This is a genomic window from Leptospira licerasiae serovar Varillal str. VAR 010, assembly GCF_000244755.1.
In the GTDB taxonomy this organism is placed as follows: domain Bacteria; phylum Spirochaetota; class Leptospiria; order Leptospirales; family Leptospiraceae; genus Leptospira_B; species Leptospira_B licerasiae.
Window position 1 is genome coordinate 21,647 of record NZ_AHOO02000003.1, and the last position, 11,555, is coordinate 33,201.

At 41.0% G+C, this 11,555-nt stretch carries 9 protein-coding genes; 4 read left to right on the plus strand and 5 right to left on the minus strand.

What is annotated here, in order from left to right:
• Positions 1 to 395: 395 nt before the first annotated feature.
• The 3 genes from LEP1GSC185_RS00200 to LEP1GSC185_RS00210 form a co-directional block, all read right to left on the minus strand.
• Entirely contained in the window at positions 396 to 809 is a 414-nt protein-coding gene (locus LEP1GSC185_RS00200) for a thiol-disulfide oxidoreductase DCC family protein (RefSeq protein ID WP_008591956.1), read from the minus strand.
• Positions 810 to 876: 67 nt separating this feature from the next.
• The gene (locus LEP1GSC185_RS00205) at positions 877 to 3,033 is read right to left on the minus strand and encodes an alpha-glucosidase (protein WP_008591945.1); all 2,157 of its coding nucleotides are present in this window, start codon (positions 3,031 to 3,033) and stop codon (positions 877 to 879) included.
• Between the two features lie 64 nt (positions 3,034 to 3,097).
• Positions 3,098 to 3,949, minus strand: coding sequence for a sulfurtransferase (locus LEP1GSC185_RS00210; protein WP_008591966.1), 852 nt, complete (start codon positions 3,947 to 3,949; stop codon positions 3,098 to 3,100).
• 194 nt (positions 3,950 to 4,143) lie between these two features.
• Between LEP1GSC185_RS00210 and LEP1GSC185_RS00215 the strand changes: the two genes are divergently transcribed.
• The 4 genes from LEP1GSC185_RS00215 (at position 4,144) to LEP1GSC185_RS00230 (ending at position 8,858) form a co-directional block, all read left to right on the plus strand.
• A complete protein-coding gene (locus LEP1GSC185_RS00215; protein ID WP_008591988.1) occupies positions 4,144 to 5,028 on the plus strand; it encodes an LIC11113 family protein in 885 nt (294 codons plus the stop codon).
• Positions 5,021 to 6,490: a S1C family serine protease gene (locus LEP1GSC185_RS00220; RefSeq protein WP_008592017.1), complete on the plus strand. Its 1,470-nt coding sequence runs from the start codon at positions 5,021 to 5,023 to the stop codon at positions 6,488 to 6,490. The genes LEP1GSC185_RS00215 and LEP1GSC185_RS00220 overlap by 8 nt, the downstream gene beginning before the upstream one ends.
• Positions 6,487 to 7,863 (plus strand): PDZ domain-containing protein, encoded by a 1,377-nt coding sequence (locus LEP1GSC185_RS00225; RefSeq protein WP_008591953.1) that lies wholly within the window; start codon positions 6,487 to 6,489, stop codon positions 7,861 to 7,863. The genes LEP1GSC185_RS00220 and LEP1GSC185_RS00225 overlap by 4 nt, the downstream gene beginning before the upstream one ends.
• 95 nt (positions 7,864 to 7,958) lie before the next feature.
• Positions 7,959 to 8,858: an ATP-binding response regulator gene (locus tag LEP1GSC185_RS00230; protein ID WP_008592005.1), complete on the plus strand. Its 900-nt coding sequence runs from the start codon at positions 7,959 to 7,961 to the stop codon at positions 8,856 to 8,858.
• A 55-nt stretch (positions 8,859 to 8,913) separates the two neighbouring features.
• Here the strand turns inward: LEP1GSC185_RS00230 and LEP1GSC185_RS00235 are convergent, their stop codons facing one another.
• Together LEP1GSC185_RS00235 and LEP1GSC185_RS00240 are read right to left on the minus strand one after the other, a co-directional pair.
• The gene (locus LEP1GSC185_RS00235; RefSeq protein WP_008591930.1) at positions 8,914 to 10,209 is read right to left on the minus strand and encodes an oligosaccharide flippase family protein; all 1,296 of its coding nucleotides are present in this window, start codon (positions 10,207 to 10,209) and stop codon (positions 8,914 to 8,916) included.
• Between the two features lie 4 nt (positions 10,210 to 10,213).
• The gene (locus LEP1GSC185_RS00240) at positions 10,214 to 11,218 is read right to left on the minus strand and encodes a phosphatase PAP2 family protein (RefSeq protein WP_008592024.1); all 1,005 of its coding nucleotides are present in this window, start codon (positions 11,216 to 11,218) and stop codon (positions 10,214 to 10,216) included.
• Between the last annotated feature and the right edge of the window lie 337 nt (positions 11,219 to 11,555).

Sequence of the window (11,555 nt, forward strand, 5' to 3'; positions counted from 1 at the left end):
TTTCATTGATTTATGATGTATTTTGAAGAATTTTCGCTATTTTTACAAGGTGTCACAATTAGAGTCCCGAAAAATTACAAACTTAGTGAAAAGTTTTCAGAAAACTGAAGAAAGTTTCGTCGAGGCCAAACCTCCAAACCTGGAAGGAATAGACATAAGGGAAGGCACTCAAAGGCCAGATTTTGTACGGATTTTTGAGGTTTTTGAGAAAGATCCCCTGTTCTGTTGAACAGGGGATCGCACAGAGCACGGAGTTACATAGAGTTGCAGAGCTTTCTCACACAGAGGCACGGAGACTCAAAGAGGGTAAAAAGTTTGGTGCGATGTGGGAATTCCAACAAAACGTTTCTCCGTGACTTTGTGTCTCTGTTTGCAATAAAAACTCTGCGGTATCTTTACCCTAGAATCCTTTCTTTCAATTCCGGGGTTGGCATTCTGCAAGATTCTCTTTTTCCGAAAAGCCTGTAGCGATTTTTGGCGATCAGATCGTAGAATACATTTCGGATGGGTCTAGGAATGATATAACCGATGAGGAAAATTTTCCAGAAGCCGCCCAACTTGCCGCTGATTTCAATGATTGCATTGGATTTGATATGAATTTCTTTCCCATCCCAGAAAAGGATACTGTCTATGCCTCGGATTTTCTCTTCTAAGGCATTCGATTGGATTAGATTTTTGGCATATTCAGATTGGAGGCTCGCAAATTTTAGTTTTTTATGTTTGTCCAGATCCAAAAGTACATTCACTGCACCATTGCATAAATTGCAAACTCCGTCAAATAGCACGATTGGATCCGTAAATTCTGACAAAAGGCCCTTCTTCTTTTATTTAGACAGTTTAGAAGTTTTATGATTCAAATAAAAACTCTGCCCTATTTCAGTTCTTTTTGAAAGTAGAAAGAGCCGATTTTAGTTTTTCATACCAAGCACCTTTCTTTTTCAAAAAAATTGCTGGAGATCCTAAAGGCGCATTCATCTCTATCCAAGCTCCGCCTTGGAAAGTTTTACCTGTCCATACATGTTCCCATTCTCCCTTTGGTAGATATGCTTTTATTGTATCTTCTCCTTTTTCCAGCACAGGAACTACGAGTAAATCCTCTCCGAGTAAGAATTGGTTTTGTAAGTCTCTTGTGTTAATATCTTCCGGATAAGAAAGATATAAAGGTCGTAAAATGGGAAGTCCTGATTCACTTGCTTCTTTATTTAGAAATTTAAAATATTCTTTTAATGCAATGTGCATCTGTCCGTATCTTGCAAATTCTTTTACAGTATCGGGATCCGAATACGGTTGGTGATTTTTAGAAGGCCTATTTCCCTCGTGGGTCCGAAATATAGGAGTGAATACGTTCAATTCTGCCCAACGTAAGAACAATTCCTTGGATCTAAAATAATCTTTGATCGGACTTGGGATCGTGGTATATCCGCCTATATCACTATGGTTTAAGCTGATCCCGGACATTCCTCCGCTCAATATTCCGATCAGAGAAGAAACGATCCCGTCATGTCTGCCCCAACTTACCATTTGGTCTCCCGTCCAAAAGGAAGTGGAATATTTATTGGAATAACTGTAGCCTGCTCTAGTAAAGAATACGACCTGTCCTTCTTTGCCAGCTTCTTGGATCGCTTCTCTGTTCAGCCTCGCCCATTCTACTGGATAACGATTATGATAAAGTTCTGCGGATTCCTTAGAGAACAATGCCGCGTCCGTAGGCAACCATTCTCCGAAGTCCGCCATCCAACCTGAAAGTCCGTTGCCGATCAAATTCTGTTTGATTATACTTTTGATCCAGGTCCTAGTTTTAGGATTCGTAAGATCAAGTAGCCCGGCCGGAAATCCAGCAGTTTGGACTATATAATCTTTCCCTTCCTTATCTTTTACTAAATAGTTATTTTTGACCGCCTCTTCGAATAAAGGCCCTTCTGTGGCGAGCATCGGGTTGATATATCCTAAAACTTGGATATTCTTTTGGTTTAATTCTTTTACGAAGTTTTTGAAGTCGGGATAACGTGTCTCATCCGGAAACCATTTCCACCAGAGCTGGGAACCGAATACGGTTTTTCTTTGTCCCACCCAGTCCTGGATCCAAAGAGCGGAGATCGGATTTCCTGAGAGTTTTGCTTCTTCTATCTTTTCCAATACAACCGATTTTCCGCCTTGGATACCGAGCCATGTTCCATAGGCCCAATCCGGCAAATTCGGAAATCTTCCTGTATGAGAAGTGTATAATTTTAGGATCTCTTTCGGACTTGTCGCTTTCCAAGATTTGACGTTAAGTCCTCTTTCCCTAAACTCAATTGCGATTTCTGAATCTTCTTCAAAATCAAAAACGGAATAAGAACTATTTTCGAAGAAGAATGCCCTGTTCCTTGATGTCAGAAAAAATGGAATGGGTGTGTATGTGCTGTATTCGTTCCCTCCAGCACCTTCTAATAATTCGGCTCCCCAGGTAATCGGTTGATCTCCCCTTCCCACTCCCTGTTCTTCTGAAAATAAAAATGGTCTTTTTCCTTTTAGATTTAGATGAGAGAATTGTTCGCCTAGTCCGTATATACTCTCCGATTCGTCCGATTTGAATTTAATAAACGTCCGGTTCAGTTCCGGATTAGAAATCTCCACCTTCCAATCAAGTCCGGAATTGGAAGAAGATACAAATCGGATCGAGTAATCTGTCTCACAGTTCTTTCCGGAGAGTTTTCCTTTCAGAATTAATGCTCCGGACTCTAGTCCAAGGCTTTCGATTGTTTGAGATCCGCATTCTAATAAGATCTTATCTTTGATCTTGAAGGTCGCCTTTCTATAATTTACGTTCTGTTCTCCTTTCGCAGAAGATAGAAATGCATCTTTTAAATTGAATTCTAATATTCTACCCTTAGAAGTGATGAACGAAAGTTCACTCGGTAGGAATACTGCTTTTACACCGTTGCCGAGGTCGAATTCTTGAGGAGGAATGGAAAATGGAGAGATCTTTTCGAATCTGGATCCACAATCCAATAAAGATGCAAATAGTATGCTGATAATAAAAAAGAACCTCATCGTTATTCCTCTTAGAAACTAACGAGAGAGGTTCTTTTAAGAAGCCTAAGAAGTCTTTCTTTTTTTAACTTTTTCGGTCTACGCCACCGACTCTTGGTGCAGAAGCTGCTGCTCCAGTCTGTCCGTATATATTCGCCGCTTGTTTAGGTAGATTTGATTTTCTCCACTCGAACCAAGAGCCAACATATACGTTCACGTCGTTGTATCCTACTTCTTTGAGCATCATTGCGAGCAATGAGGACCTTGCACCGTTATAATCGTAGATAACAGTGGTCCTTTCCGGCATAAAAGGGAAACCTCTTAACTTTTTATTGAAGAATGTTTTGTCCACGAGTTCGCCATTCGCGTCATACAACATTCTCCAGTCCCAAAGGAAGGCTCCCGGTAATCTACCGCATAAACTCCCCGGTTCAGGAGCGGTTAAACGTGGAAGTTTTCCGTCGTATTCTTCCGGAGTGCGAGTATCGAAAATTTGCAGTCTAGTTAAGTTCTTTTCTAAGAAGGCTTTGTCGATCACTCCTTCGAGCTTGCGAACTTTGGACGCAGGGCCGCAATCCAGTTCTTTAGAACCTTTTTCTTTTGCCCCATCTACAGGCCAGCGTTGTCCGATCAAGAAGGCATTTTGAAAACCTGCCGCTCTCAAAAGGAAAACGAGTCTGGATGCGAACATCCCCATTCCTTCGTCGAAAACTAAGATCCTGGACTTCTCCTCTTTTTTAGCGAGAGCAAGTATCTCTTCGATCGGACCCAATAATTTTTTGGAAGAATCCGGATCGGAAGCAAAAGCTTTTTTGACGAATGGAAAATAATACGCACCCTTTAAGGTGGATTCCTGGTATTGCGCTTGGGAGCGACAATCGATGAATAAGTCCTGCTTTTCGTTCAGGTCGGTTTTAAGAAAACTCCAGTGAGACAAGATGAATACCGTTATATTTTTTACTCTTAGTTTTAACCATATTCCAGAGTCCCGTTTCAGAGTTTAACTTTTTTTTGGTATTCTTGAAAATTCGAGACATAATCGCAAGAATTCTACGGAAATTCCTCTTCTATTTTCAGATCTGTAAAATCCGCTTTTTCCCGAACCGATAATAATTAAGAATGTTTTCCCCGATGCAGAATATTTTCCATTTAAGAACGAAAAGACTCCTTCTTTCTTTTACGAGCCTGGGAGTTTTGTTGCTTTTTTCCGTTTTTATTCCGGATTCTGGAAGTTTCGCGGAAGAACCCCAACTCCAAAAAGCAAATCCCAGGATTGGAGACTTTGCTGAGAAAGAATTTCAGGAAGGTTGGAGAAAATATACCAAAGAAAAAGATGCAAGGCCTTTGAAAGAATGGTTTAAACAACATGGGACCGTTCATATCGGTGAGTGCAAGTTTAGATCTCTTCCTGAATCCGAGGAAATACAGTATCTTTCTTTGGATTGTCCCGGAAAAAAACTGAACGGTTTCTTTTATTCGGGAGAAGAAAGATTACGTTCTCCAGAAAGGATCGATTCTTTCAGAGTAAAAGGTCCAGTTAAGTTAGGAAAAACCGTCTATTGGGAGCTTGAATTTTCTGCGGAGAATTTAAAAGCCGCAAGTTCCAAACCGGCGCCTGGCGGTAAATCCAATCCGGAAACAAAATTAGTGGAGAAAGCTTCCACTGTGAATTTTGGTCTCCAATATTTCTTAAGTATCGCAAAACATCCGATAGATCGTCCCACTCCGAAAGGGAAAGAGATCTTTTTCGATTCTTCTTGCCCTCTTCTTTACTTGGGTAAGGATGCGGATTTTTATTGGGACAAGTCTTTGTATTATTCTTTCCAGGCGAGCTGTTTGCCGGATTCTCCTTATTCCTGGATCAGGATCAAAGCGGATCTGAGCGGAAATGTTTTAGTGGATAACCAACCCACGGAAGAACTACAGGAAGGCGCACGTTACCTGGCAAAATTGAAATTAGAATCGGTAGAAAAGGATAAAATTGTATGGTCCGATGCGGAGTTGTTTCATGAATAAGTTTTGGATACTTCGCGCCGGTTTGATCCTGCTTTTTAGTTTTCCCGTCTTTTCTCAAACTAACGGGAACTCGGATCTAAAAACTCTATTGAACGGTGTAGTAATCGTAAGAAGCGATATTTATCCGGATGCAAGCGACCCTTTAGAGTTCGGGGACCAAGACCTTTCTCGAGATGTGGGATCCGGTTTCATTATTGCAGGAAATAGAATATTAACGAATGCTCATGTGATCTCGGAATCCAAGTATTTGAAGGTAAAACGTTTTAATAGTAGTAAATATTATAATGCAAAAGTGGAATTTATAGGTTTCGACTGCGATCTAGCTTTGATCTCCGTAGAAGACGAGGAGTTTTTTTCAGGTGTAGAACCTCTAGAGATCACGGAAGAATCCCCTTCTTTGGGAAGTAATCTTTTAATGCTCGGTTATCCGGAAGGCGCGGAAAATCTCACTTTAGAAAACGGTTTAGTCAATCGTGTGGAAAGACTGAGATATTCTTTTACGGGATTAGATTATAGAAAAGTAATACGTGTAGGTGCAAATATTCTCCCGGGATATTCGGGCGGTCCTGCTATCCAAAACGGAAAAGTAGCGGGAATAATTTTCGAGGTCAGCCAAGTCCAAGGAAATACGGCATATCTAATCCCGCCGGAAGTAGTTCAACATTTCTTAAAAGATATACAAGACGGGCAATACGACGGATTTCCATTCGTAGGTTTCACCTTTCAAAATGGGAATTCCGAGTCCGTGAAAAAGTATTTGGGAGTCCCTCAGAATCTACAAGGCGTGCTTGTGAATAAGGTGTATCCAAATTCTTCTTTTTCTGACGTTTTGCAAACGGACGATTTTTTATATAAGGTAGACGAGGCTTATTTAAATAACGAAGGCGGACTTTTGGAGTTTACCGGAAGAACGATCGTAGATCTTATCGAGCCGGGTTTTGTAGGCCAAAAACTGAATCTATACTTTTACAGAAACGGTAAAAACTTTAAGATCCAAGCAGAATTAAAAAAGACCGATTCTTTGGAGTTGTATAGAGATCGTCAGATCCGCAGTTTTTTGGGGGCGGGACTTTTATTCCAACCTGTGAACCGTGCATTATTCGGAAAAGAAAGCCAAAGAGTGGAAACCGCTCTCAGATACCATTACAGTTACTTTATACAAGACGATCTTTTCAAATTTACGGAAAGAGATCTGATACTGACTACGCTCTTTCCGGACCCTCTCAACTCTAAATACTTAAATTATCGTTTTAAAATATTAGAATCAATTAATGGAAAAACTCCCGCTAATATCGCCGAATTTAAGGACTATTGGAAAAAATATTCTAATGGGACTCTGGTCTTGAAATTTAGAGGCGTTGGACTTCCTTTGGTTTTGGACGCAAAAACCGTTAGGACGATCGACTTGAGGGTCAGAAAAAGATTCGATATTAAGTCGGACGAATCAAAGGAGGGAAAATGAGATCTTATAGATTTACAGTAATTCTCCTATTCTTCTTCCTAGGATTTTCGGAAAATGTAGAAGCAAAAGCGGATTCAGAATTTTCACTTCTGGTTCATTTCAGGAAGTACTCCCATCATAATCCTTTCCAAAAAGGAACTCCATACCAGAAAAAAATACCGGCGATCCGTTTGGATGAAAGAACCGCTCTCGCACTTTTAAAACCGGGAGAAGTCCCTCTATTCGCAGAGATCCATCCGGAAGAGTCGGCGGGAAGAAAGGCATATTTCCAAAAAGTAGATCTGGATACCGGACTCGGTATCGTGCTTCTTCCTGAAAATTATGGAAGAAGCAAAAAGGTATCCCCGATCGCAATTTTAGAAGAAGGAACGAGAACCCAAGGAGCATGCTCCTCCTTCTTTACGAACTTTGAATGGGGAAGTTTAGAATTTTCTAAATCGATTTTGCCTCTTTCGAAACTTTCCAGAAAGGAAAACCAGGACGGGACCAGGAGCTTTCTTTTTGCAGGAAAAAAAGTATGCGGATTCACCGACGGGTCTTGGAACGCGGGAGCGGATCTTCTACGTAGATTCTATCATAGTAGATTTTCGTCCTCTTCTCCATTCCCTCATCCTGGTTTTTCCGCAGAAGGTTCTTTAACGCCTGCGGAGGAAGATTATTATTTTCCGAAAGGTAGCGTTGGCGCTGTAGTCTCCGAAGTTCTTCCCGGAATCGGTCCTATGCACAATCTTTTTCCTGGAGATGCGGTTCTTTCCGTAAATGGAACTCCGGTTGCTTCCAAACAAAAACAAGTATTATATGATATTCTACTCAGCAAAGGTGGGTCTTATCTAAATTCAGGAGAATGGGTCACTCTTTCACTTTATCGTGACGGTAGAAAAAGAGAGATACGCTACCAGCTAAAGCCGTATAACGAGGATTCTTTTCTGATCCCTGAAAGTTCTGACAAGATAGCTCCTAAATATATCATTGCAGGCGGATTACTTTTTACCGAGCTTACTCACACTTATTTGAAAGAATACGGGGAAAAATACAAATCCTCCAGCGATAGAAAGTTAGTATATTTAGCTGAGAGTTATTCTAAAAAACTCCATCCGGAAAGAAGCCGTATCGTATTACTTTCCAGAGCCTTCCCGGACGAGAAGAACAGGGCCTATCAGGAATTCCAAGATTTGATCTTAGAATCAGTGAACGATAAGATAGTCGATTCCGTAGAAGGCCTGAAAGCCGCCATTTCAGAAAATAAGGACGAATTTTTGGTCTTCCGATTTTCAGGAAATAAATTGGCGGTTTTCGATAAGTCGGAGTTAAAAAGTTTGGATGAAAGGATAAAATCCTTATATTCTCTCGATTCTCTAGACAATATACGCTGACAAAATTCTTGACTAGAATACCTTTCCGGGGTTTTCTTTTGTTTTCCGAATAAGAGCATTTTAAGCATTCGGAAGTTCTGAATTAGGAATTTATTATGAAAATCCTTTTCGTTGATGACGAAGAAGTTATCCGAGATCTGTTCCAAGAAATTTTCGGCAGCGAATACGAACTCGTTCTTGCCGGAACCGCGGAACAGGGCTTAAGCTTAGCCGAGTCGGAAACTTTCGATCTGATCATCACCGATATCCGCCTTCCAAGGATGAACGGTATCGAGTTCATCACTAAATTGAGAGAAAAGGGAGTGGATACTCCTTTTATAGTCATTACCGGAAATCAGGACATCCAGATCTCTATCAACGCACTCCGATTAGGAGCGGTAGACTTTTTCCTAAAACCTTTCAGAATGGAGGCGATCCGTTATTCGCTCTTAAGGTTTAAGAATTTATTCTATGCTGGTAAAGATCTTGTAGACAAAAGAATGTTCCAGGTCCGGGAATCCAGACAGAAGTTCGCACTTCTTCCTAGGCTCGGAAATTTAAACCAATATGTTCATTTGATCTTAAAGTCTCTGTCCCATCTTCCCAACCTGCAGAACGAGGACCAACTCTCCTTAAAAGTCGCCTTATACGAATTGATAGGAAATGCAATTGAACACGGTTGTGCTCGGATCACCTATCATCAAAAACAAGAGTTGATGTTCCAAGAAAACGATTACTTCTCCTATGTGGATAAGATCTGCGAATCCAAAGAAGAATGGATCCAGGTGGAAGTGGACTATGACGATACAAGAGTCACGGTCATTTTGGAGGATGGAGGAGACGGTTTCGACCCTGCAAGAGTTCCTGATCCGGTGCAAGACCCGAATGCGAGCCAACTTTCAGGTAGAGGGATCTTCTTAGTCCGTATGAATGTGGACTCTCTTTCTTATAACGACAAGGGAAACCAAGTCACCTTTGTTAAGAAGTTACAAAAAGCGAAGGCAAAACAAACCTAAGCGGAAAAATTTATCAGAAATATGGAATATTCTGATTTTAAAATATATTCTCCCGTTACTTGGCAGAAGGTTTGTAATACGCTAAAAAATAACCGCTAAGCAAGAACCAAGAAGGGATCTGGCCTAGGAAAAACGCTCCTGCGGCTCCCATTGTCCCATATTCAGGGATCAAAAGATTATCCAAAATTAATCCAAAGATCAATCTTACTAATGCAAGTATCGCAAGTAGCCTAGGCTGCCCCAAAGCGAACAAGGCCATTCCAAGAGGAGAAAACACTAATTGGAAAAGATAATTCGGATACAATAATTGGAATACCGGAACCGATTCAGGATATTTTCCGGAGAATAATGCCGAGAAAACCCAATCTCCCAACAATACCCAAGGCGCTAATGCCAATGCGAATACAACCGCAACTAAGATAGACTTACCCAAGTAACTTGTGAATTCCTTATTTTCGGTAAGTCTAGAGAGTTTAGGATAGATCATCGAGTTCAAAACTGAAAATAAGATCACAAACCCGCTGAATGGTTGTAAGGCAACTCCGTAAGCCGCCACCGCCTCGTTAGAATGGTATTTATTCAGAAAAAATAACTCCATTCTATCCGATACGATCGCGAATAAAGATGCCAAAAACGCATAACGGTTGAAAGAAATGAGTTCCCTGGTTTGTTGTCGAACTTCTTCCTTATCCCCAGCCCAGTGTAGTTTTCCTCTTGGGAATAAAAGGAAGAAAAGAACGATCGTGAAAACGGGGGCGACGGAGAAGATTCCAAGTATATCTAAATGCCCTAGTGCATGTTCCGAAAATTGATCCGCTAAGTACAGGATCAAAATACGGATCAGGTTTGGAAGTGGATACCAAATGGAAAGTGCGTGATATTGTCCGAAAGAAACGAATATACTTTCGAAATATGAATTAAACGAAAGGACGAAGCTACCGAATACCAAAAGGAATGCAGCAAGAGCATTTTCCCTTAGAAAATAAACTGCGACACTCGTCACAAACACTAATAGAAATAATGCTGCCCATTTAACCCAAAGAGAGGACGCTAAAAGTACTCCAATTTTACGTTTGTCTTCGGTCATTGGAGAAAGAAATCGCACTAAGGCTGTGGGCAATCCGAATTCTGCCACGGCCAATAACACCGGCAGAAATCCGGAATAGTATTGGAATATTCCGTTTTCGTTCTTACTCAGGATCCTGACCGAATATACCATGAAAATAAAATTCAGTAGGGAGGCCACTACCTTGGAAAACCCTACTGAAAAGAAACTGCGTATGAATCCGGAGGTCCGTAATTTTCCGAAACTTTCGAAAATGAACTGTAAGGAGGATCCAATGCGAAGCATGAAGTTAAGTCAGATAGATGCCTCCGCGTATCCTTTTCAAAAGAATGGGAGCGAGATGGCCGATATAGTAACACACGATCCCATACTTAAAGTATCTGGCAACCGGATTTTCCCCCAATAGAGAGGAGAGAATTTTTCCGAGAGCCAAATAAAAGATCAAGATCCCGAGAATGATCACACCGACTCGGATCAAAAATTCAATCCAAGAATCGACTGATTTCCAATCCAGCCCTGCTCTCTTATTGTACAAAATCCCGATCCCGAAACCTGCAAGTGCTCCAGCAGAAGAGATCACCTGTTCCCAGGATTTATTCGTGGATTCAGGTTGGTTCGCATCTTGTAAAAGAACGCTAGGCAGAGTCATCGCTAAAATAAAAAGTACGAGCGACTTGAGTCTTTTTTGGTCCGGAGCTTGTCCGCTAAATCCCGGCTCTAAAATTCCAGGATCTTTTGCAAATAAGAACTCTAATCCGAATAATATCAAAAGACCTAAAACAAAACCTCCTAGAGTATCTCCTAAGAAGTGAAGTCCTGCATACATTCTTGCAATCGGCATGAATAAGATCAAAAATGCGGTAAGCACTCTTACCCAAGGTATTCTTACATGCAAAAATAATGTTCCGTATAACACCACTGCAGTCTGCACGTGCCCGGACGGAAATCCGTAAGAACCTTCCATGAGTCCAAGCTCGGAGGAAAAAGGTAAACCGATCGGTCTAGGTAGAGTAAGAAGAGCTTTAAAAACTCCGTTTATAATCCCTGCAATCAATAGGCTAAGAGTCATTCTAAGCCCTACTTTACGATTCACGCAAAGATAGATGAAAGAGACTAAGCCCATAAAAAAGAGAGAAGATCCCAAGTAATGGAACAAAATTGTAAGAGGATCCAACGCAGGTTTTAGAAATGAAATATGAAGTGCCGCTAAAGGCCCGTTAGAGAATAAGATCTCTTTCCAAAGGAAACTATCCGTCATAAAAACGATCATATAAAATTTCGGTTTTAAACGCAAAATGAATTCTTTCCTAGATCTTTGCCTTCCGAGTGTTTTTAGAACATTCGATTTTTAAAGATAAGTCCCGGTTTGTAGGAGATCCTACATCCACAGTATCCGCAGCGTTGGAGGTCCTACATCGCAGTCGGTTGCGGTGCTGGAATTCCAACAATGCTTTATCCACCTTGTAGGAACTCCTAGATCGAGATCCCCCAGTTTCCCCCCAAAATCCAGGTTGCTAGATTCTTATTCCTGCAGCATGATAGATATATAAATGGAATTTATTGAACGATCGTTCTCCAAACGACAAAACAAACAAAGTTCGGTTAAAATTTGTAATAGCCTGAACATTAGG